This window comes from Streptomyces sp. NPDC006368 (assembly GCF_040612535.1).
In the GTDB taxonomy this organism is placed as follows: Bacteria; Actinomycetota; Actinomycetes; order Streptomycetales; family Streptomycetaceae; genus Streptomyces.
This window is the reverse complement of record NZ_JBEXQK010000001.1, coordinates 345,662-367,725: the sequence shown is the minus strand read 5'-3', so window position 1 is coordinate 367,725 and position 22,064 is coordinate 345,662. Positions and strand designations below refer to the sequence as shown.

The following is a 22,064-nucleotide window of genomic DNA, read 5'->3' as shown; positions in this document are numbered from 1 at the left end:
ACCGGTGGGGGTCCACCGGTCCCGTTCACCCGTACGGGTTCAGGCGATACGTTCCAGCACGACCGGGGTCGGCTCGTACGCCGTGCCGGGGGCCGCGATGTCGTACGCGCCCTCCAGGGACTTCAGGGCGTAGTCGAACTTCTCCGGGGTGTCCGTGTGGAGGGTCAGCAGCGGCTGGCCCGCCCTGACGGTGTCGCCCGGCCTGGCGTGGAGCTCGACGCCCGCGCCCGCCTGGACCGGGTCCTCCTTGCGGGCGCGGCCCGCGCCGAGGCGCCAGGCGGCGACGCCGACGCCGTACGCGTCGAGGCGGGTCAGCACCCCGGAGGAGGGGGCGGTGACGACGTGCCGCTCGCGGGCGACCGGCAGCGCGGCGTCCGGGTCGCCGCCCTGCGCGGCGATCATGCGGCGCCAGACGTCCATGGCGGAACCGTCCGCGAGGGCCTTGGCCGGGTCGGCGTCCTTGATGCCGGCCGCGTCGAGCATCTCGCGGGCGAGCGCGATGGTGAGCTCGACGACGTCGGCGGGGCCGCCGCCCGCGAGGACCTCGACGGACTCGCGGACCTCCAGGGCGTTGCCCGCCGTCAGCCCGAGCGGGGTGGACATGTCGGTGAGCAGGGCGACGGTCTTCACGCCGTGGTCGGTGCCGAGGCCCACCATGGTGGAGGCGAGCTCGCGGGCGTCCTCGATGGTCTTCATGAACGCGCCGGAGCCGACCTTCACGTCCAGGACGAGCGACCCGGTGCCCTCGGCGATCTTCTTGGACATGATCGAGGAGGCGATCAGCGGGATGGCCTCGACGGTGCCGGTGACGTCACGGAGGGCGTAGAGCTTCTTGTCGGCGGGGGCCAGGCCGTCGCCCGCGGCGCAGATGACGGCGCCCGTGGTGTCGAGGACGTGCAGCATCTCCTCGTTGGAGAGCAGGGCCCGCCAGCCGGGGATGGACTCCAGCTTGTCGAGCGTGCCGCCCGTGTGGCCGAGGCCCCGGCCGGAGAGCTGCGGCACGGCGGCGCCGCACGCGGCGACCAGCGGGGCGAGCGGCAGGGTGATCTTGTCACCCACGCCGCCGGTGGAGTGCTTGTCCGCGGTGGGGCGCGAGAGGGACGAGAAGTCCATGCGCTCGCCGCTCGCGATCATCGCCGCGGTCCAGCGGGCGATCTCCGTACGGTTCATGCCGTTCAGCAGGATCGCCATGGCCAGCGCCGACATCTGCTCGTCGGCGACCTCGCCGCGCGTGTACGCGTCGATGATCCAGTCGATCTGCTCGGGGCTCAGTTCGCCCCGGTCCCGCTTGGTGCGGATGACGGAAATCGCGTCCATGGTCCGGGTGTTTCCTTCCGGCGCGGCTTCTACGCGCATAGAGAGAGGGAGAAACAGGACGACCCTGCCGCCGGGGCGGGAGGGTCGTCCCATGTTCTAACTGAGGTGCTGGGGGCCGAAGGCCTGCGGGAGCATCTCGGCGAGGGTCAGTACCCCCGCCGGGGTGTCCAGCAGCAGCTCGCCGCCGCCGAACTCGTACAGCAGCTGCCGGCACCGGCCGCACGGCACGAGCACCTGGCCGCGGCCGTCCACGCACACGAAGTGGGTGAGCCGGCCGCCGCCGGTCGCCTGCAGCTGGGAGACCAGCCCGCACTCGGCGCACAGGCCGATGCCGTACGAGGCGTTCTCGACGTTGCAGCCGGAGACGGTGCGGCCGTCGTCGACGAGCGCCGCCGCGCCGACCGGGTAGCCGGAGTACGGGGCGTACGCCCGGGACATGGCGTCCCGGGCCGCCTCGCGCAGGGCCTCCCAGTCCACGGCGGCCGTCACTTGCCCTGGCCCCTCTTGTACGGCAGGCCGTCCGCCTTCGGCATGCGCAGCCGCTGTGCGGACAGCGCCAGCACCAGCAGGGTGGTGACGTACGGCGCGGCGTCCACGAACTGGCTGGGCAGCTTGTCGGTGGAGGCGTACCAGACGAACAGGCCGGCCGAGACGACGGCGGCGATCACGGCCGACGTGTACTTCTTCTTGTACAGCTGCCAGATCACCAGCGCCACGAGCAGGATCGCCAGCAGCAGGAGCATGGCGTGGACGTTCTCCGCGCCACCGCGCAGCTTGAGGCTGTCGGTGAAGCCGAAGAGCCCGGCGCCGAGGGCGAGACCGCCCGGCATCCAGTTACCGAAGATCATCGCGGCGAGGCCGATGTAACCCCGGCCGCCGGTCTGGCCCTCCTGGTAGATGCCCGTCGAGACGATCGCGAGGAACGCGCCGCCGAGGCCCGCGAGGGCACCGGAGACGATGACGGCGATGTACTTGTACTTGTACACGTTGACGCCGAGGGACTCGGCCGCGACCGGGTTCTCACCGCAGGAGCGCAGCCGCAGACCGAAGCCGGTGCGCCACAGGATCCACCAGGTGGCGGGGATGAGGAGCAGGGCGACGACGGTGAGCAGCGACAGGTTGGTGACCAGACCGCCCAGTACACCGGCGAGGTCGGAGACGAAGAACCAGTGCTTCGCCTGGAGTTCGGCCAGCCCGTCCGACAACCCGGGGATGGTGATGTCGGTGACCCGTTCGATGCGCGGGGACTGCTTGGAGGAGCCGCCCGGGGCCTCGGCGAACGTGAAGTTCGACAGGTAGCGGGTCGCGCCGGTGGCCAGGATGGTGATGGCCACGCCGGAGACGATGTGGTTGACGTTGAAGGTGACCGTCATGACCGCGTGCAGCGCGCCGCCGAGCGCGCCGCCGACGATGCCCAGCAGGACACCGGTCCACGGGCCCCACTGGTAGCCGGCCCAGGCGCCGAACCAGGTACCCATGATCATCATGCCTTCGAGGCCGATGTTGACCACGCCGGCCCGCTCCGACCACAAACCGCCGAGGCCCGCCAGGCCGATGGGGACGGCCAGCTGGAGGGCGCCGGAGACCTGGCCCACGGAGGTGAGGTCGTCGGCGCCGCTGATCACGCGGACGAGCGAGAACAGGGCCAGGCCGCCGGCGATGATCAGCAGCACGACGGGCAGGGAGAGCCGGCGGCGTCCGCCGCCCTTCTTGGGCGCCGCGGCCGCGGCCGTAACAGTGCTCGTGGACTCGCTCATGCCGCCACGTCCTCCTTGTTCTTGCGGGCCTGGGCGGCAAGCTCCTCGCCGACCTTCTGCTGCTGCCGGCGCAGCCCGTACTGCCGGACGAGTTCGTACGCCACGACGACGGAGATCACGATCAGGCCCTGCATGATCGTGGCGATCTCCTTCTCGAAGCCGTACTGGTCCAGCGACGCGGACGCCTTGTCCAGGAAGGCGATGAGCAGCGCGGCGAAGAAGATGCCGACCGGGCTGTTGCGGCCCAGCAGGGCGATGGTGATGCCCGTGAAGCCGACGCCGACGGGGAAGCTCAGGCTGTACGTGTGGGTCTGGCCCAGCAGCATCGGCATGCCGGCGAGACCGGCGACCGCGCCCGAGATCAGCATGGCGGTGAGGATCATCTTCTTGGCGTCCACGCCGCTCGCCTGGGCCGCGGAGCCGCTGGCGCCGGTGGCGCGCAGGTCGAAGCCGAAGCGGGTGCGTCCCAGGACGAACCAGTAGACGATGCCCAGGGCGAAGGCGACGAAGGTGAAGCCGTAGATCGTGCCGCCGTCGACGTCGAGGCCGGGCATCCAGCCGGACTCGGCGATCTCACCGGTGGTGAGGTCGTTGGAGCCGGGCAGCTGCACGCCGAGGTTGGCGGGCAGGATCATCCAGGCGATCAGGCTGGTGGCGATGGCGTTCAGCATGATCGTGGAGACGACCTCGCTGACGCCGCGGGTGGTCTTCAGCACGCCCGCGATGCCCGCCCACAGCGCGCCGACGAGCATCGCGACGAAGACGATCAGCAGGATGTGCAGCGGGCCGGGCAGCTCGACGGCGGCACCGACGACCGCGGCGAGCATCACGGCGAGGCGGTACTGGCCGTCCACACCGATGTTGAACAGGTTCATCCGGAAGCCGATGGCGACCGCCAGCGCGGCGAGGTAGTACGTGCCGGTCTGGTTGAGGATGAGGACCTGGATGTCGGTGTACTCCAGGCTCTGGAACATGATCCGGTACGGCTCGAACGGGTCACGGTCCGAGGCGAGCAGCACCACGGAGGTGAGCAGGAAGGCCACGACCAGGGCGAGCGCCGGGCCGGCCAGGCCCAGGATCAGCCGGTCCTTGTCGAACTTCTTCATCGGCCCTCACCGTTGTTCTCGTCGTGGTGCTCGAGGTGGCCGGTTGCGGCGCCGGTCATGGCCGAGCCCAGCTCCTCCGGAGTGATCGTGGCGGGGTCCGCGTCCGCGACCAGCCGGCCGCGGTACATCACCCGCAGGGTGTCGGAGAGCCCGATCAGCTCGTCCAGGTCGGCGGAGATCAGCAGCACCGCCAGGCCCTCGCGGCGGGCCTCGCGGATCTGGTCCCAGATCTGCGCCTGCGCGCCGACGTCCACACCGCGGGTGGGGTGGGCGGCGATCAGCAGCTTGGGGGCGTGGCTCATCTCGCGGCCGACGATCAGCTTCTGCTGGTTGCCGCCGGAGAGGGAGGCCGCGGTGACCTCGATGCCGGGGGTGCGGACGTCGTACTCGCGCACGATCCGCTCGGTGTCCTTGCGGGCGGCCTTGAGGTCGAGCAGGCCGCGCTTGCTGTTGGGGGGCTCGGTGACGTGGCCGAGGATGCGGTTCTCCCAGAGCGGCGACTCCAGGAGCAGGCCGTGCCGGTGCCGGTCCTCGGGGATGTAGCCGATGCCGCCCTCGCGGCGCTTGCGGGTGGGCGCGTGCGAAATGTCGGCGCCGTCGAGGGTGATGACGCCGCCGTCGAGGGTGCGCAGGCCGATCAGGGCCTCGATGAGTTCGGTCTGGCCGTTGCCCTCCACACCGGCGATGCCCATGACCTCGCCCTTGTGGATGGTGAAGCCGATGCCCGCCAGGACCTCGCGGACGATGCCGTCGGGGTCCGTCTCGGTCAGCCGCAGATCCTCCACCGTCAGCATCGGCACGTCGGTCACCGTCGACTCGCGGGTCTCGGGGGACGGCAGTTCGGCGCCGACCATCAGCTCGGCGAGCTGCTTGGTGGTGGCCGTGCGGGGGTCGGCGGTGCCGACCGTCGTACCGCGCCGGATCACGGTGATGTCGTCGGCGACGGACAGCACCTCGCCCAGCTTGTGCGAAATGAAGATGACGGTGAGGCCCTCCGCCTTGAGCTCGCGCAGGTTGGCGAAGAGCGCGTCGACCTCCTGCGGGACGAGCACGGCCGTCGGCTCGTCCAGGATGAGGGTGCGCGCTCCGCGGTAGAGGACCTTGAGGATCTCCACGCGCTGGCGGTCGGCGACGCCGAGCTGCTCGACGAGGACGTCGGGGCGGATGTTCAGCCCGTACGCGTCCGAGATCTCCATGATCTTCTTACGGGCCTTGGCGCCGATGCCGTACAGCTTCTCGCTGCCGAGGACGACGTTCTCCAGCACCGTGAGGTTGTCCGCCAGCATGAAGTGCTGGTGGACCATGCCGATGCCGATGGCGATGGCGTCGGCGGGGCTGGAGAAGGAGACCTGCTTGCCGTCGATGGTGATGGTGCCCTCGTCCGGCTTCTGCATGCCGTAGAGGATCTTCATCAGGGTCGACTTGCCGGCCCCGTTCTCACCGATGAGGGCGTGGACCGTGCCCTTGCGGATGGTGATGTCGATGTCGTGGTTGGCGACGACGCCGGGGAAGCGCTTGGTGATGCCGCGCAGTTCCACGGCGGCGGCGGTGGCGCCGGCGGCCGGCGGCGATGACGGACTGGACGCGTTGATGACGCACTCTCCTTGGCGGGAGGAGCAGGAGGGCAGGGGAATGGGGCCGAAACTATCGCGCCGGAGGAGGCTCTACGCGCGTAGCGATGCCGAAGGGGAAAAACCCGTGGACCGGACATGGCCGGGGTCCGGAGAGACGGCTCGCGCCGCGCTCTCCGGACCCCCGGATCCTGGACGTCCGGGCCGCGTTACGGGGCGGTCTTGACGTCGATCTTGCCGGCGGTGATGTCGGCCTTGGCCTTGTCGACCGCGGCGGTCACGTCGGTCAGCTTGGTGAAGGCCGGGTTCGAGGTGGCCAGGCCCACGCCGTCCTTGTCGAGGCCGTAGCGGACCTCACCGGACTGGGGCTTGCCGTCCTTGACCGACTTGATCAGGTTGTAGACGGAGTCGGAGACGTCCTTGGTCACCGAGGTGAGGATGTACTCCTTGTAGGCCGCCAGGCCCTTCTGGTTGTACTGGTCGGAGTCGACGCCGATGGCCCACTTCTTGGCCTTGGCGGCGGCCTCGATGGAGCCCGAGCCGGCGAGACCGGCGGCGGCGTAGATCACGTCGGCGCCCGCGTCGATCTGGCCCTGCGCGGCGGCCTTGCCCAGGTCGGGCTTGGAGAAGCCACCGAAGTCCGGCGGCTGCGTCAGGTACTGGACCTTGACGTTGACGTCCTTGTTGGTGTCCTTGACGCCCTGGACGAAGCCCGCCTCGAACTTCTTGATCAGCGGGGTCTCGACACCGCCGATGAAGCCGACCGTCCGGGACTTGGTCACCTTGGCGGCGGCGACGCCGGCCAGGTAGGAGCCCTGCTCCTCGTTGAAGACCAGGTTGGCGATGTTCTTGCCGGTCTTCGACGTGTCGTCGATCAGGCCGAAGGTGGTCTTCGGGAACTTCGGCGCGACCTCGGCGATGGCCGGGGCGTACGCGAAGCCGACGCCGATGACCGGGTTGTTGCCGGCGCGGGCCAGCTCGGTGAGGCGCTGGACCTTGTCCGGGTCGCCCTCGCCCTCGCTCGGCTCGGCCTCGGTGCCCTTGATGGCGAGGTCCTTCTCGGCCTTCTCCAGCCCCGCGAAGGCGGCGTCGTTGAAGGACTGGTCGCCGCGTCCGCCGATGTCGTACGCGATGGCCGCCTTGGGGTCCTTGTTGTCACCGCCGCCCGACGACGACTTTCCGCCACACGCGGTGGCGCTGAGCGCGAGTGCCGCGGATGCGACGCCCACAGTTGCGATCCTTGTGATCCGGCGCAAGGGAGGCTCCTTCGACCTGACCGAAGCGCCACTTCCGGCGCTGGTTTCGCGGCGATCGTAACGCGCGTAGATGTCAGGTAAAGGCCTGTTCGGTAGCCGTTACCAGATCGACGCGAACAGCGAATGACGCCCGGGCGCCCGGCAGTCGGCCGCTCGCGGCCCGGACCCGGGGGTCGCTCGGCGGGGCGTAACCGGCCGACGACGGCGCGTGGCAGCCGCCCGGCCGGTTTCCGCCCCCGGGCGGCTCCGGTTCGGGGGCGCCCGAGCCTCGGCGGCGGTACCGAAGGCCGGTCACCGCGGCCCGCCCGGGGACCCGCCCCGTGGGGGGTGGGAGCCCCGTGCGGAGCGGCGGTACGGCGGGGCGGGTGTGAGCCGGCGACGGCTCGGGCCGGGTCAGCGGCGCGGGCGCAGGTCCGGCGCGGGCGGTCAGGTCCGGGGCGGCGCCCGCCCGGGAAGGCGTCCAGGACCGGGCGGACGCGGGCCCGGCGCCCGTGAGGGCGCCCAGGGCCGGGCGGACGCGGGCGACCACCACCCGGCCGGGTCGAGCGGCGCGGGCGGTCAGGCCCCGGGTCGGCGCCCGCACCGGAAGGGCCCCCACGGCCGGGCGGGCGGTCAGGCGCGGGAGGCGTCGAGGAGGGCTGCCGCCGTGAAGAGTTCGACGCCGACCTTGATCGCGGACTCGTCGACGTCGAAGTCGCCGCGGTGCAGGTCGTGCTTGGCCGGGTCACCCGGGCGGCGGACGCCCAGGCGGGCCATGGCGCCCGGGACGTGCTCCAGGTACCAGGAGAAGTCCTCGCCGCCGAGGCTCTGCTCGGTGTCCTCGATCGCGTACGGGCCGCACCGCTCGACCATCGCGTCCCGCAGCAGCTCGGTGACGGCGGCGTCGTTGATGACGGGCGGGACGCCGCGTACGTACTCGATCTGGCACTTGGCGCCGTGCAGCGTGGCGACCTCGTCGATCGCGGCGTACACCTGGTCGGGGGCGTCGCGCCACGCGGCGAGGTCGAGGCAGCGGACCGTGCCGCCGAGTTCGGCGTGCTGGGGGATGACGTTCGGGGCGTGGCCGCACTCGATGCGGCCCCAGGTCAGGGCGAGCCCCGCGCGGGCGTCGATGCGGCGGGACAGGACGGCGGGCGCGTCGGTCGCCACGCGGGCCGCGGCGGTGACGAGGTCGGTCGTCAGGTGGGGGCGGGCGGTGTGACCGCCGGGGCCCGCGAGGGTGACCTCCAGGCGGTCGCACGCCGAGGTGATCGCCCCGGTGCGCAGCCCGATGCGCCCGGCGTCGACGCGCGGGTCGCAGTGCAGGGCGATGATCCGGCCGACGCCGTCCAGGACGCCGGCCTCGACGGCGGTGATCGCGCCGCCCGGCATGACCTCCTCGGCGGGCTGGAAGACCAGCCGGACCGGCACGGGCAGCAGCCCCTGCCGGTCCAGGTCGGCCAGGACGAGCCCGGCGCCGAGGACCACGGTGGTGTGGACGTCGTGGCCGCAGGCGTGGGCGCGGTCCGGCACCGTCGAGCGGTACGGGACGTCCGTCTTCGTGTCCGGGATGGGCAGCGCGTCGATGTCCGCGCGGATGGCCAGCATGGGACGGACCCCGTCCCAGGTGCCGATGTCACACGTCAGGCCCGTACCGCCCGGGAGGACCCGTGGGCGCAGCCCGGCCGCCTCCAGGCGGGTCTTGAGCGCGGCCGTGGTACGGAACTCCTGGAAACCGAGCTCGGGGTGCATGTGCACATCCCGGCGGAAGGCGATCAGCTCGGCGCGCAGCTGCTCGGGCAGCGCACCGAGGCGGGGCCTTTCGCCGGGAACGTCGGTTTCGAGGTCGCGGGACATCAACTTGTTCACCCATGACAGGGTAGGCGCGTTTCGCCCTCAACTAACGTGTGATCTACAAAACTTCAGCCCGATAGGGGAAAGAAACCAGGCCGGACGGGCTTGAGCGGCAATCGAAGTGGGTAAGCTCACGTGTTTTTGCCCTTTTGTCGATCTTGTGTTCGCTGTAGCGCGTACCCGGGTCACGCACCGGTCAGTGACAGTCCGTGTGCCGTACGGGCCGATTCCGTGACGCCCGCGAGGAAGCCGTGCGCGCGGGGGGACGCGCTCGCGCGCAGCCACTCCGGCGCTATCCCGCAGACCGTGATCGCGACCCCGGTGCCCGCCAGGGCGAGCGGCAGGGTGTGCACGACCGTGGAGGGGAAGCTCAGCACCGTGCGGCCGATCGGGCCGCGCCGCGCGATGAGCTCCAGCGGCAGTTCGGGGCGGACGATCTCCAGCCCCGTCTCGACGGCGACGCGGTGCAGCTTCGCGACGTCCTCGCGCCGGTGCGCGAAGTACCGGGTGGCGCCGTGCGCCGCCGCGAGCCTGGCGACCGCCCGCACGTACTGATCGGGGTCCACCACCCCGGTCTCCACCAGGGAGGTGCCGACCAGGTCCGCGCCCCCGGTCAGGCGGGGCGGGCCGAAGCGGGCCCGGGTCCACGCGAACCGGTTCGGCGTGACCGTGGTGCCCGGCGGCGCCTCGACCGGCAGGGCGGTGAAGACCTCGACGCCGCGCCGGTGCCCGGGGGCGAGCCGCCGCCGGGCCAGGGCGGTGACGGGGGCGAGGAGCAGCTCGCGCGGGTCGCGGCTGCCGCGGCGGTGCCAGCGGACCAGGCGTTCGCCGCGGGCGAGCTGGGCCGCGAACTCCATGGTGGCGGTGCCGTCGTCGACGACCGTGAGGTCGCGGGGGCCGTGGAGCGTCAGCAGCAGGTGCACGTACCGCGAGAACGGGTCGCCCACGATCACGCGCTCCGCGCCGCGCAGCAGCGGCGTCAGCTCCCGCAGCGTCCGCGCCAGGGCGCCGCGCCCGGCCCGTGCCTCCTGCCAGCGGACGGTGAAGCCCTCGTCGCGGGCCAGCCGGGCCATGCGGCGCAGCTGGCCCCGCGACATGGGGTCGGTCGGCGAGAGCACGACGAGGGTGAGGGCGGGCCGCTCCGCCTGGTGGGCCCACTCCAGGGCGTTCAGGAGCTGCACGGGGCTCTCGACGAACGCGAGGTCGGCGGCGGTCATACGGTCGCGGGGACGCGGCGGAGCTTCTTCATGGGTGCGAGCTCCGAGTCGTACACCTTCTTGACGCCGTCACCGAGGGCGGTCTCGATGGTGCGGATGTCGCGTACGAGACGGGCGAGGCCCTGCGGCTCGACCGAGGCGGCCTGGTCGGAGCCCCACATCGCGCGGTCGAGGGTGATGTGACGCTCGACGAAGCAGGCGCCGAGCGCGACGGCGGCGAGCGTGGTCTGCAGGCCGGTCTCGTGGCCGCTGTAGCCGATGGGGATGTTCGGGTAGTCCCGCGTCAGCGACTGGATCACGCGCAGGTTCAGCTCCTCCGCCTTGGCGGGGTACGTGGAGGTGGCGTGGCACAGCAGGATGTTGTCGCTGCCGAGCACCTCGACGGCGTGCCGGATCTGCTTCGGGGTCGACATGCCGGTGGAGAGGATGACGGTGCGGCCGGTGGCGCGCAGCGCGCGCAGCAGTTCGTCGTCGGTGAGGGACGCGGAGGCCACCTTGTGCGCGGGCGGGTCGAACTTCTCCAGGAAGGCGACCGCCTCGGTGTCCCACGGGGAGGCGAACCAGTCGATGGCGCGCTCCCGGCAGTGCTCGTCGATGGCGCGGTACTCGGCCTCGCCGAACTCGACGCGGTGGCGGTAGTCGATGTACGTCATGCGGCCCCAGGGGGTGTCGCGCTCGATGTCCCACTGGTCGCGCGGGGTGCAGATCTCGGGGGTGCGCTTCTGGAACTTCACGGCGTCGCAGCCCGCGTCGGCGGCGGCGTCGATGAGGGCGAGGGCCTTGTCGAGGTCGCCGTTGTGGTTGATGCCGATCTCGCCGGTGATGTAGACGGGGCGGCCCGGGCCGGCGGTCCTGCGGCCGAGGGTGCGGAGGCGGGAGTCCATGGAGCGGGTTCCTTACGTGGTGGCGTGCGAGGTGGCTTGCGCGGTGGGGAGGGTGCGGAGCTCGGGGCCGAGGAGCCAGGCCGCGATCTCGCGGATGGCCCCGGCGCCGCCGGGCGTGTCGGTGACGGCGCGGGCGGCGGCCCGTACGGCGTCATGGGCGCTCGCGACGGCGACGGGCCAGCCGACGAGCCCGAAACAGGGCAGGTCGTTGACGTCGTTGCCGGCGTAGAGCACGCGCTGGGGGTCGAGGGCGTGGTCGTCGCACCACTGCTTGAGGGCGAGGTCCTTGCGGTCGACGCCGTGCAGGACGGGGACGCCCAGCTTGCGGGCGCGGGCGGCGACGACGGGGTTGCGCTCGGTGGACAGGATGAGGAGCTTCAGGCCCGCGCGGCGCAGGGCGGCGACGCCGAGTCCGTCGCCCCGGTGGACCGCGACGAACTCGTGGCCCTCGGCGTCGACGAGGACCCGGTCGTCGGTCTGGGTGCCGTCGAAGTCGAGGACCACGGCGTCGACGTCCTCCGCGGTCGGGGTGGCCGGTGCGTCGAGCAGCGGCGCGAGGGCGCGGGCGCGGGCGAGGTCGTGCGGGTCGTCGATCTCCAGGACGCGGGCCGGGTCGGTGACGACGAGCGCGGTGCGGCCGAAGAAGCGGTGGCCGTGCTCGCGGAAGCCGCGCGCGTCCATGCCGTACACGGCGCCCGTCTCCAGGTACTCGGGCTCCCGGTCCTGGCGCCGGGGGCGGTGCGCCTTGTCGTGGTTGACGCCGAGCGCGTGGGCGGGGGTGGGCGCGGCGCCCGGAGCGGGCGTGGCGGGCGTGGCGGGCTTCCAGAGGAAGCCGTGGGACGGGGCGGCCGTGAGGGCCGTGTCGGCGCCCCGCCGGAGGATCTCCGCCGCCACGCCGTCGATGTCCGCCGGGGTGAGGAACGGGCTGGTGCACTGGACCAGGAGGACCACGTCCACCGCGCGTCCGTGCACCGCGGTGAAGGCGTCCATCGCGTGGAGGACCGCCGACTCGCTGGTCGCCGTGTCCCCGGAGAGCTCGGCCGGGCGCCGGACGGTCTCGGCGCCGGCGGCGCGGGCGGTCTCCGCGATGGCGGGGTCGTCCGTCGAGACGGCGACGTCCGTCACCAGGCGGGCGCCCCGGCAGGCGCGTATGGCGCGGGCGACGAGCGGGACGCCGCCCACGGGGGCGAGGTTCTTGGCGGGGACGCCCTTGGAGCCGCCCCGTGCGGGTATGACGGCCAGGACGGTCGGGCGGTCGGTCACAGCTCCCCCAGGCGGCGGATCACCGGGGCGACGCGCTGCACCCCGTGGCGGTACACCCCGCGCGCCGCGTCGCGCAGCACGCGCCGTACGGCGCCCGCCGGTGCGGCGGCCTCGCCCGGGGCGTCGGCGTCGAGGCGGTGGCGGGCGAGGACGCCGGGCAGGTACCCGGGGGCCGTGGCCGCCGTGTAGTACGGCGCGATCGGTGGCAGGGCGGGCCGGTCCAGCAGCTCCCGGACGCGGGCGCGGGCGGCGTCGAAGGCCGTCCCGTAGGTGCCGTCCGACGCCACGCCCTGCGCCGCCAGCCACTCCTCGTCCGGCACCGGCCGGTGCCCGCCGTCCAGGGCGTCCCACGACGCGAGCAGGCCCGAGCCGATGAAGTGGTGGTTGCCGAGCGCCTCGCGGACGCCGAGGTCGGTGAGGATCGCCGTGGGGACGCGCCGGTGCAGGGCCTCCAGCGCGGCCGTCGAGGAGACGGTGACGAGGAGGTCGGTACGGTCGAGCACCTCGCCCATGTGGCCGTGGACCAGCCGGACGTTGGGCGGCAGCGGGCCGCGGGCCAGCTTCTGGTACGGGAGCTCCTCGACGTGCGTGGTGTGCTCGCCGGGCCGGGAGCGCAGCTTCAGCAGCACCTCGCGGTGCGGGTGCAGCCGGGCGTGCTCGACCAGGCGGCGCAACAGGTAGGCCCGGTCCTCGCGGCCGGCGGGCACGGAGGGCTGCGCGGCGAACACGACCGTGTCCCGGCCGGGGACCGGCGTGTACGGTGCCCCGCCGAGGAACGGCAGCGCCGCCTCGACCACCGCGGAGGCGTCGGCGCCGACCCCCTCGTACACGGCCCGGAACCGCTGGGCGTCGTGGCGGGAGTTGGCGAGGACGACGTCCGCGCCGTGCCGCAGCAGCAGCCCGTCGGCGAGCTTCTCGTACACGACGCCGACGTAACCCGTGACGACCACCGGCCGGCGCGGCAGCGCCATTCCGGACAGGCCGTGCAGCATCGCCTGCACGGTGCCGCCGACGAGCGCGAGGACGACGACGTCGTACGCCTCGTCCCGTACCGCCCGGAGGAACTCCGCGCCCGTCACCTCGGCCGGTACGCCGACGTCCGCGCCGACCTCGGCGAGCTGGCGCGCGGTCGGGGTGGCCCGGCCGCGCAGCACGAAGCCGGTGACGGCGCTGTCGGGCGGGGCGATGCGGCGGGCCGTCAGCGCGCCCCACTTCCATCGGGTGTCGGAGTCGGCGAGCACCGCGATCCGCACCGCTGCTGCACTGGTACTTGATGGCACGCCGAGGACGTTAGGAAGGCGTTTCGTTTCGCGGCCCAACTGGACCGCAACAAACGGTGAACAGCGTCTGGCTGCGGTCGGGTGGCAATCCGGTTAAGGAGTGCGCCGCTCAGTGTTCACCACGCATCTCTTCCCCGGTCAGGACGAATGCCGGGGCTCCGCCTAGCGTCTCGGGGGTGGTCAAGCTCTCCGTCGTCGTGCCGTTCTACAACGTGCAGACATACGCCCCGGAAACCCTGGAAAGTTTGCGTGCCAACGCCCGCGAGGACTTCGAATTCCTGCTCGTCGACGACTGTTCGACGGACGGGACGAGGGAGATCCTGCAGCGGGCGGCGCGCGAGGTGCCGGGGGCGGTGCTGCTGAGACACGAACGCAACGGCGGGCTCGCCACCGCCCGCAACACCGGCATCGACGCGGCGAGCGGTGAGTACCTCGCCTTCCTCGACGGCGACGACTGGCTGGCCCCGGGGCACTTCGCGCAACTCCTCAGGGCGATCGAGGAGTTGGGGTGCGACTTCGTCCGTACGGACCATGTGCAGTGCACCGCCAGGGCGCGGACCGTGCACCGCGTGCCGGTGGGCAGGCGCGGCGAGGTGCTGAGCCCGCGGGACGCGATCCTGCCGGCCGGGCGGTCCACGTCGGTGGACTATCCGTACGCCTGGGCGGGCATGTACCACCGCCGCCTTCTCGACCGGGGGTTGCTGCGTTTCACGGACGGTTTGCGGACCGCCGAGGACCGGCCGTGGATTTGGCGGCTGCACCGCGAGGCGGAATCCTTCGCGGCGGTCACCACGCTCTCCCTCTTCTACCGGCGCGGTGTCGCCACTTCCCTCACACAAATCGGCGACATACGTCAGCTGGATTTCCTTCGCGCCTTCGACCAGGTGCTCGACGAAACGGCGAAGGACCCGGAGGCGGACCGGCTGCTGCCGAAAGCGGTGCGCACCTATTGCGCGATCATCGCGCATCATCTGGGATCGATCGAGCGCTTCGAGGCACCGGTCGCGCGCGCCCTGCGGACCCGGAGCGCGGCGGCGCTGCGGCGCATGCCGCAGGACGTCCTGAGAGACGCGCTCGACACGATGGACACCGAGCGGGCGACCCTGCTGCGCAGGCTGCGCCGGCGTCCGGCGCGCGTTTTGGCGGGGGCGGCCGGATGACCACGCAGATCTTCCTCGCCTCGACGCTGTACGGCGCGGTGACGCTCGCCGCCGCCCTCGACAGCGGCTGCTTCCACCCCGCCGACCGGCGCCTGCTGCTCGTCGCCAACACCGCGACGACGCCCGAGACGACCGTCCCGCTCGACCGGATGCCCGGCTTCGGGCCGGTGAGCCGGCGCTTCGACGCCGTCCTGTCGTGGAACGACACCATCGCGCCGTTCCACCCGGGCGGCTGGACGCCGCGCCCGGATGACATACCCCTGTGGGAGCGGCATCTGCGGCTGCTGTGGGGACTGGGCGACGGCGAGCGGATCGAGCTGGTCGTCGAGTCCATCCAGGTCGCGCCCGCGCTCACCGTCGCCCAGCTGTTCCCGGACGCGCCGATCGACGTGTACGCGGACGGGCTGATGAGCTACGGCCCGACCCGCAACAAGATCGACCCGCTCGTCGGGGAGCGCGTACGGCGGCTGCTCCACCTGGACCTGGTGCCGGGACTGCGACCGCTGCTGCTCGCCGAGTTTGGCGCCGTCCCCGAGGTCGTACCGGCGGAGGCGTTCACGAAGGTCGTCGACGAGCTGGCGCGGGAGGAAGGGGCGGCCGGGCAACCGGAGGACGGCGAGGGCGGCGTGGCGCTGCTGCTCGGCCAGTACCTCTCCGCGCTCGGCATCCTCTCCCCCGCCGAGGAGGAGGCGCTGCACGTACGGATGGTGCGCGGCGCCGTCGCACGCGGGCACCGCGCACTCGTCTTCAAGCCCCACCCCATGGCGCCCGCCTCCTGGTCGCGGGCGCTGGAGCGGGAGGCGGCCGGGCTCGGCGCCGAACTGGCGGTGTGGGAGCGTCCCGTGCTCGCCGAGGTGCTGTTCCGGCGGCTGCGGCCCGCCCTGGTCGCCGGGTGCTTCTCGACCGCGCTGTTCACGGCGAGCGGCTTCTACGGCCTGCCCGTCGCCCGGCTCGGCACCGGCCCGCTGCTGGACCGTCTCACCCCCTACCAGAACAGCAACCGGGTGCCGGTGACGCTCGCGGACGCGCTCCTGCCGGACCTGGAGGGCGGCACCGCGGACGAGGTCAGGGACCTCGCCGGGCTGCTGGACGCCGTCGGGTTCGCGATGCAGCCGCAGATCCGTCCGGACCTGCGCCCGGCCGCCGAGCGGTACCTCGCCGCCCACCTCTCCCCCGGCACCCTGCGGTACTTCAAGCGCCGCCGCCTGACGGTGCTGGGCCTGCCGGGCGGGCTGCCCGGCAGGCTGCGGGTGCCCCGCCACCCGGCGGTACGGCGCCTGGCGCGCCGCGCGCGCCGGCTGAAGCGCGCGGCACTGGGCGGATGAGGCGGCGCGGCCGGTGGGCCGGCCGGTCGGCCGGTGGCCGGTGGCCGGTGGCCGGTGGCCGGTGGCCGGTGAGTCGGTCTGCCGGTGAGGCCAGTCGGCCGGTGGGCCGGTGGACCGGTGACGCCGGTGGGCCGGTGGACCGGTGGACCGGTGGGCCGGTGGACCGGTGGACCGGTGGACCGGTGGGCCGGTGGACCGGTGACGCCGGTGGGCCGGTGGACCGGTGAGGCCGGTGAGGCCGGTGAGGCCGGTCGGGCGATGGGGCGGTGGGCCGCCAGGCTACGCGCGGGGCACGGGCCCCCGGGCCGGCCCCTCGACCGGCTCCTGGAGTTCGGTGAAACTCCTACGAGACGGCCTCACCCGGTGTGAGGGTCAAGCGCCCCCGCCCAAGGAGCGGGCCCGCCCCAAGAAGCAGGCCCGCCCGAAGAAGCAGGCGGCCCGGGCTCAGAAGGCGTCCGTCGGGACGTACGTCCCCCACACCTCCCGCAGCGCGTTGCACACCTCGCCGACCGTCGCCCGCGCCCTCAGCGCGTCCTTCATGGGGTACAGGACGTTGTCCGTGCCCTCGGCCGCCTTCTTCAGCTCGGCGAGCGCCGTGTCGACCGCCGCCTGGTCGCGCTCGGCGCGCAGCTTGGCGAGGCGCTCGGCCTGCTGTGCCTCGATCGCCGGGTCGACGCGCAGGGGCTCGTACGGCTCCTCCTCGTCGAGCGTGTAGCGGTTGACGCCGACGACGACCCGCTCGCCGCTGTCGGTCTCCTGCGCGATGCGGTACGCGGAGCGCTCGATCTCGTTCTTCTGGAAGCCGCGCTCGATGGCGTTGACCGCGCCACCCAGCTCCTCGACCTTGGCCATCAGCTCCAGGGCCGCGGCCTCCACGTCGTCGGTCATCTTCTCTATGACGTACGACCCGGCGAACGGGTCCACCGTGGCGGTCACGTCCGTCTCGTACGCGAGGACCTGCTGCGTGCGCAGCGCGAGGCGGGCGCTCTTGTCGGTCGGGAGCGCGATGGCCTCGTCGAAGGAGTTGGTGTGCAGCGACTGCGTACCGCCGAGGACGGCGGCCAGGCCCTGGACGGCGACGCGCACCAGGTTCACCTCGGGCTGCTGCGCCGTCAGCTGCACGCCCGCCGTCTGCGTGTGGAACCGCAGCATCAGCGACTTGGGGTTCTTCGCCCCGAACTCGTCCCGCATCACCCGCGCCCAGATCCGGCGGGCGGCACGGAACTTCGCCACCTCCTCCAGGATCGTGGTCCGGGCGACGAAGAAGAAGGAAAGGCGCGGCGCGAAGTCGTCCACGTCCATGCCGGCGGCGACGGCGGTCCGCACGTACTCGATGCCGTCGGCGAGCGTGAACGCGATCTCCTGCGCGGGGGAGGCCCCGGCCTCCGCCATGTGGTAGCCGGAGATCGAGATCGTGTTCCACTTGGGGATCTCGGTCTTGCAGTACTTGAAGATGTCCGCGATCAGCCGCAGCGACGGCTTCGGCGGGAAGATGTACGTGCCGCGGGCGATGTACTCCTTGAGCACGTCGTTCTGGATGGTGCCGGTCAGCTTGTCCGCCGGGACGCCCTGCTCCTCGCCCACGAGTTGGTAGAGGAGAAGGAGGAGCGCGGCCGGGGCGTTGATCGTCATCGACGTGGAGACCTTGTCCAGCGGGATCCCGCCGAACAGCACCCGCATGTCGTCGATCGAGTCGATCGCCACGCCCACCTTGCCGACCTCGCCGTGCGCGATCGGCGCGTCGCTGTCGTGGCCCATCTGGGTCGGCAGGTCGAAGGCGACCGACAGCCCCATCGTGCCGTTCGCGATCAGCTGCTTGTACCGGGCGTTCGACTCCACGGCCGTACCGAAACCGGCGTACTGACGCATCGTCCACGGGCGGCCGGTGTACATGGACGGGTACACGCCACGGGTGAAGGGATACGAACCCGGCTCACCGAGTTTCTCGGCGGGATCCCAGCCTTCGAGCGCATCCGGTCCGTACACCGGCTCGATGGGCAGTCCCGACTCCGACTCGCGCGCCATGTGCTGTGCCTTCCGATAGACCCTACTCGCAGGTACCGACCCTCGCGACGGACTGTAGCGGCGGGCGTGCGGCCGGTGGAGTGCCGCACGCTGGGACCTTCCTCACAGCATCCGCCGTGACCCGCAACCAAGCACCTCCGGGAAGCATCCCTAGGTACACACGTTCAGCCTCGGGGGGCCACCTATGTACCGTTCATCCGTCATACGCAGATCGTCCGTGATGCGCAAGGCACTGCCGGCCGTGGCCGCCGTCGCCCTGGCCGCCACCGGGTGTACGGCGCAGGCCGTGGGGGCGAGCGCCCCGTCGTCGCCGTCCGCACCGGCCACCCCGTCCACCGCACCCGCGGGTGACGCGGAGCCGACGCCCTCCACGTCGCCGTCCACGCCGCCGTCGGCGACGCCGGGCGCGACCCCCGGGCGGAAGATCCTCATGGCCGAGGGCACCGAGAACGAGCAGGTCCGCGAGGCCCAGGCGCGTCTGCGCCAGGCCGGCCACTTCCACCGCGGCCCCACGTCGTTCTACGGCTCCATGACGGCCAAGGCGGTGTCGTCCTTCCAGGGCAAGGGCGGTCTGCCCGTCACCGGCGAGGTGGACGCGGCCACCTGGGACAAGCTGGTCGCCGTGACGCGCGAGCCGACCGCCGACGAGCTGCGCCCGCCGACCACTCATGAGCTCGACAAGCCGGACGCGCGCTGTATGACCGGCCGGGTGCTGTGCGTCAGCAAGGAGAGCCGGACGCTGGCGTGGATGATCGACGGCAAGGTGGTCTCGGCGATGGACGTCCGCTTCGGCTCGGAGAACACCCCGACCCGCGAGGGCACCTTCAGCGTCGGCTGGAAGGCGAAGGAGTGGGAGTCGACGATCTACCACACGCCGATGCCGTACGCGATGTTCTTCAGCGGCGGTCAGGCGGTGCACTACTCGTCGGACTTCGCGGCCCGCGGTTACGCCGGCGCCTCGCACGGCTGTGTCAACGTCCGGGACAAGGGGAAGATCGCGGCCGTCTTCGACCAGGTGAAGGTCGGCGACAAGGTCGTCGTCCACTGGTAGCGGCGGGAGAGGAAGAGAGGGCGCGGGCGGGACCGGGGGAACGTGTCCCGCCCGCGCCGTATGCGCTGAGCCGTAGGTACGGGGGGAACCCCGGCTCTTTCGCGCTGCCGATGACCAGTCGGCTCACTTAGTACTGCGCCACGGGCCGAGAAAACGTCACACCTCTGCGAAAAGATTTTTGAACCGCAGGTCAGAGGGGTGGAGACGGCTACGGTCAGGGAGTGGCCGGGGTGGCGGGAGTGAGGGGGCTCCACGCGAGGGACGGGTGGAAATCGGGCCCGTGCTTGTCGCCGCCCTTGCCGTCACCACTCCGGCCGACGTTTCCCTTGCCCTTCCCGCTCCCGCCGTTCCCGTTGCCGTTCTCGTCGCCGTCGTTGCCGCCCTCGCCGGCGCCGGTGCCACCACCGGTGCCGGTGTCGTTGCCGCCGGACGTCCCGCCCTCGCGGGTGTGCGCGCCGGCGCCCAGCAGCCTGTCGCAGAACTTCTTGACGGTGTCGCCCTTGGCGGAGGCTTCCAGGGACCGCCGCCGATCGGCGTCGAGCCGGCCCTGGCGGTAGTCGCGGCACGCCTGCGCGGCCCCGGCGTACCAGCCGCCCGTGCCGCTGCCGCCGGACACCCGGCCGCTGTCGCCGGGTTCGGTGCCGGTCCCGCCGACGCCACCGGAAACGTTGTCGCCGCCCGGGCCGGGCTCTTCCGGCAGCGGTGACGACGGCGCCGACGGCGTGGGCGACACCGGTGCGGACGCGGGCGGGCCGGATGGCTCGCCGGGCGTCCGGGGCCGGCCCGTCCCGGGTCCGCCCGTCGGCTCGCCCGAGTCGCTCGGGCCGGGCGTCGCGGCGGACGGCGAGGACGCGACGGGCACCGGCTCCCGGTCCTCGCCGAGGACGGGCAGCACACCCGTACTCGCGGCGACGGCCACCCCGCCGACGGCCAGTCCGGCGACCGAGGCGGCCAGGCCCCAGCGCATCGGCCGCGCCCAGCGTCCGCGCACCCGCTTCCGGGCGGCGGACCCGAGCCGTACGGCTCCGAGATCCGCGCCGTGGGACGCCAGGCCGGAGGACGCGGCGCGGGAGGGGTCGGCCGCCTTCGCCGCTCTCACCTCACGGAAGGCGGCGAGCGCCGCCTCCTCGCCGGGCAGCGCCTCACCGGCGACCTGGGCGCCGGGCAGCGCCTCACCCGATCGTTCTACGCGCGTCTTCCCGGATGCCAGGCCCTCGGCCCGTACCGCTTCCAGCGCTTCGGTCAGCCGTCTCGCCTGCTCACGTGCGTGACCGTCGACAGGGTCGACCGGTTCGCCCCGCAGCAGTCGCTCCGCCGCGTCCTGGTCGAGCCACTCATCCCGCTCGTCGGCCATCACATGTCCTTCTGCGTCCGCGAGCGCCATTGCGTCACACCCGTACGCGCCACCGAACCCCCTCGGGGCCCGGGTTGTGGGGGTACGACCCCCAGCGCGGCGGCCTCGTCCTCCGTGCCCAGCAGCTCGGCCAGCCGCTTGAGCCCGCGGTGCGCGGCGGTGCGTACGGCGCCGGGCCGCTTGCCGAGCGTCTTGGCGGCGGTCTTGGCGTCCAGCCCGACGACGACACGCAGGATGACGGCCTCGGCCTGGTCCTGCGGGAGCTGCGAGATCAGGTTCATGGTGCGGCCCGTGGCAAGGGCTTCCATGGCCTCGCCCGCGGTGTCGGACTCGGCCGGCTTGTCGGTGAGTTCCGTCTCGTCGCCTCCGACGGCGGGGCGCCGGCCCCGCATGCGGAGGTGGTCGAGCGCGCGGTTGCGGGCGATGCGCGCCGCCCAGCCACGGAAGCGGTCGGCGTCGCCGCTGAACCGGTCGAGGTCGCGGGCTATCTGCAGCCAGGACTCGGAGGCCACGTCCTCCGCGTCGGCCTCGCCGACCAGCGTGCGTATGTAGCCGAGCAGCCGCGGGTGCACGGCGCGGTACACAGTCCGGAAGGCGTCTTCGTCCCCGTCCTGCGCCGCGAGCACCGCGGCGGTCAGCTCCGCGTCGTCCCCCAGCACTCCCACAACCTGTTCGTCTTCGCGGCTCGTCACCACCGCCGCTCCGCCCAGCGCGCAGGAGCACGCTACGTGGTGTCCCGGCTCCACGTCCATGTCCGGTACAACTCGCAACATTTCCCTGACCCGATGCGGTGTGACAGAAAACGCATGCGCGGCGCTGTAAGGAATACGGGGCCGTACCACGGACCCGTGGACGGCGACCGGGGCCTCTCCTGTGGGGGGTGGCGGCCCCGGTCGTCCTCCGCCCGAGGTCATGGCCGTGTCCCCTTGCCGGCCGGCTGACCGCCGCCGGCGCCACCGCTCGTGCCGTCGTTCGCGGCCCCCTTGCCCGGCTCGGCCGCGGGCCCCTGCTTCCCGTCGCCCGTCTCGGGCGCCCCGTTCCCGGAACTGCTCCCGGCCCCGGCGTCCCCGCCCCGGGGGCCGCCCGCACCCGCGTCCACCGCGCCCTTGCCCGCGTCCGTGCCCATGCCCGCGTCCGTGTCCGCGCCCTGGCCGGTGCCCTTGTCCGGCTCCGCGTCCGCCGGCGTCGTACGGGTTGAGGGGGGCGGGGTCGGCCCTGTCGACCCCTGCGGCCCGCCCTCGGCGCCCGGGGCGCCGGGCACGGAGCGCACCGGCGTGGGCACGGTCGACGGCCCGGGGGTCACCCCACCGCCGCCGCTCCCGCCGACGTCACCGCTCCCGTCACCGCCACCGCCACCGCCACCGGTGAACGGTGTCGGGATCGCGCCGGTCTGCGCCGCCACCGCGACCCCGCCCAGCAGCGCCGTCGCCGCCAGCCCGAGGGCCGCCGCCCGCACCGACCGACGGCGCCGCCGCTGACGGGCGGGCCGCCAGTCGTCGCGCCGCCGATGTCCGCGCACGGCGTGCGCGCCCTCGTCGCGCGCCGCGCGGAAGGCCGCCAGCGCCCGCTCCTCGCCCACCGGGTCGACGGCTTCATCGCCCCGTACGGCGGCGGCGAGCAACTCCGCCACCGACTCGCGCGGCTCGTCCGGTTCCCGACTCATTC

At 72.8% G+C, this 22,064-nt stretch carries 18 protein-coding genes; 3 read left to right on the top strand and 15 right to left on the bottom strand.

Annotated elements, in window-relative coordinates:
• Positions 1 to 39 precede the first annotated feature (39 nt).
• From ABZZ38_RS01790 to ABZZ38_RS01740, 11 genes are all read right to left on the bottom strand, one after another.
• A complete protein-coding gene (locus ABZZ38_RS01790) occupies positions 40 to 1,317 on the bottom strand; it encodes a thymidine phosphorylase (RefSeq protein WP_356734605.1) in 1,278 nt (425 codons plus the stop codon).
• 96 nt (positions 1,318 to 1,413) lie between these two features.
• Positions 1,414 to 1,806, bottom strand: coding sequence for a cytidine deaminase (locus ABZZ38_RS01785; RefSeq protein WP_356734603.1), 393 nt, complete (start codon positions 1,804 to 1,806; stop codon positions 1,414 to 1,416).
• Positions 1,803 to 3,074 carry an ABC transporter permease gene (locus tag ABZZ38_RS01780; protein ID WP_356734601.1) on the bottom strand — a complete coding sequence of 424 codons (1,272 nt, stop codon included), beginning with the start codon at positions 3,072 to 3,074 and terminating at the stop codon, positions 1,803 to 1,805. The genes ABZZ38_RS01785 and ABZZ38_RS01780 overlap by 4 nt, the downstream gene beginning before the upstream one ends.
• On the bottom strand, positions 3,071 to 4,180 hold the full coding sequence (locus tag ABZZ38_RS01775; protein WP_356734599.1) for an ABC transporter permease: 1,110 nt from the start codon (positions 4,178 to 4,180) through the stop codon (positions 3,071 to 3,073). Before ABZZ38_RS01775 ends, ABZZ38_RS01780 begins: the two co-directional genes overlap by 4 nt.
• The gene (locus ABZZ38_RS01770; protein WP_356734655.1) at positions 4,177 to 5,772 is read right to left on the bottom strand and encodes an ABC transporter ATP-binding protein; all 1,596 of its coding nucleotides are present in this window, start codon (positions 5,770 to 5,772) and stop codon (positions 4,177 to 4,179) included. Before ABZZ38_RS01770 ends, ABZZ38_RS01775 begins: the two co-directional genes overlap by 4 nt.
• Before the next feature lie 188 nt (positions 5,773 to 5,960).
• Positions 5,961 to 7,007 (bottom strand): BMP family ABC transporter substrate-binding protein, encoded by a 1,047-nt coding sequence (locus ABZZ38_RS01765; RefSeq protein ID WP_356734597.1) that lies wholly within the window; start codon positions 7,005 to 7,007, stop codon positions 5,961 to 5,963.
• Between the two features lie 612 nt (positions 7,008 to 7,619).
• The gene (locus tag ABZZ38_RS01760; RefSeq protein ID WP_356734653.1) at positions 7,620 to 8,843 is read right to left on the bottom strand and encodes a M20 family metallopeptidase; all 1,224 of its coding nucleotides are present in this window, start codon (positions 8,841 to 8,843) and stop codon (positions 7,620 to 7,622) included.
• Positions 8,844 to 9,025: 182 nt separating this feature from the next.
• Positions 9,026 to 10,057, bottom strand: a complete 1,032-nt coding sequence (locus tag ABZZ38_RS01755; RefSeq protein WP_356734595.1) for a hypothetical protein — start codon at positions 10,055 to 10,057, stop codon at positions 9,026 to 9,028.
• Positions 10,054 to 10,941, bottom strand: coding sequence for an N-acetylneuraminate synthase family protein (locus ABZZ38_RS01750; RefSeq protein WP_356734593.1), 888 nt, complete (start codon positions 10,939 to 10,941; stop codon positions 10,054 to 10,056). Before ABZZ38_RS01750 ends, ABZZ38_RS01755 begins: the two co-directional genes overlap by 4 nt.
• A 12-nt stretch (positions 10,942 to 10,953) precedes the next feature.
• Positions 10,954 to 12,204: an acylneuraminate cytidylyltransferase gene (locus ABZZ38_RS01745; RefSeq protein ID WP_356734591.1), complete on the bottom strand. Its 1,251-nt coding sequence runs from the start codon at positions 12,202 to 12,204 to the stop codon at positions 10,954 to 10,956.
• Positions 12,201 to 13,484 carry a DUF6716 putative glycosyltransferase gene (locus tag ABZZ38_RS01740; protein ID WP_356734589.1) on the bottom strand — a complete coding sequence of 428 codons (1,284 nt, stop codon included), beginning with the start codon at positions 13,482 to 13,484 and terminating at the stop codon, positions 12,201 to 12,203. Before ABZZ38_RS01740 ends, ABZZ38_RS01745 begins: the two co-directional genes overlap by 4 nt.
• A 176-nt stretch (positions 13,485 to 13,660) precedes the next feature.
• Between ABZZ38_RS01740 and ABZZ38_RS01735 the strand changes: the two genes are divergently transcribed.
• On the top strand, positions 13,661 to 14,644 hold the full coding sequence (locus ABZZ38_RS01735; protein ID WP_356734587.1) for a glycosyltransferase family 2 protein: 984 nt from the start codon (positions 13,661 to 13,663) through the stop codon (positions 14,642 to 14,644).
• The gene (locus ABZZ38_RS01730; protein ID WP_356734585.1) at positions 14,641 to 15,969 is read left to right on the top strand and encodes a polysialyltransferase family glycosyltransferase; all 1,329 of its coding nucleotides are present in this window, start codon (positions 14,641 to 14,643) and stop codon (positions 15,967 to 15,969) included. Before ABZZ38_RS01735 ends, ABZZ38_RS01730 begins: the two co-directional genes overlap by 4 nt.
• Before the next feature lie 444 nt (positions 15,970 to 16,413).
• Here the strand turns inward: ABZZ38_RS01730 and ABZZ38_RS01725 are convergent, their stop codons facing one another.
• A complete protein-coding gene (locus tag ABZZ38_RS01725; RefSeq protein WP_356734584.1) occupies positions 16,414 to 17,994 on the bottom strand; it encodes a methylmalonyl-CoA mutase family protein in 1,581 nt (526 codons plus the stop codon).
• A gap of 220 nt (positions 17,995 to 18,214) precedes the next feature.
• Between ABZZ38_RS01725 and ABZZ38_RS01720 the strand changes: the two genes are divergently transcribed.
• The gene (locus ABZZ38_RS01720; RefSeq protein ID WP_356734582.1) at positions 18,215 to 19,045 is read left to right on the top strand and encodes a L,D-transpeptidase family protein; all 831 of its coding nucleotides are present in this window, start codon (positions 18,215 to 18,217) and stop codon (positions 19,043 to 19,045) included.
• A 214-nt stretch (positions 19,046 to 19,259) separates the two neighbouring features.
• Here the strand turns inward: ABZZ38_RS01720 and ABZZ38_RS01715 are convergent, their stop codons facing one another.
• From ABZZ38_RS01715 to ABZZ38_RS01705, 3 genes are all read right to left on the bottom strand, one after another.
• The gene (locus tag ABZZ38_RS01715; protein WP_356734580.1) at positions 19,260 to 20,399 is read right to left on the bottom strand and encodes a hypothetical protein; all 1,140 of its coding nucleotides are present in this window, start codon (positions 20,397 to 20,399) and stop codon (positions 19,260 to 19,262) included.
• A complete protein-coding gene (locus ABZZ38_RS01710) occupies positions 20,399 to 21,058 on the bottom strand; it encodes an RNA polymerase sigma factor (protein ID WP_356734651.1) in 660 nt (219 codons plus the stop codon). The genes ABZZ38_RS01715 and ABZZ38_RS01710 overlap by 1 nt, the downstream gene beginning before the upstream one ends.
• Positions 21,059 to 21,309: 251 nt before the next feature.
• A complete protein-coding gene (locus ABZZ38_RS01705) occupies positions 21,310 to 22,062 on the bottom strand; it encodes a hypothetical protein (protein ID WP_356734578.1) in 753 nt (250 codons plus the stop codon).
• Between the last annotated feature and the right edge of the window lie 2 nt (positions 22,063 to 22,064).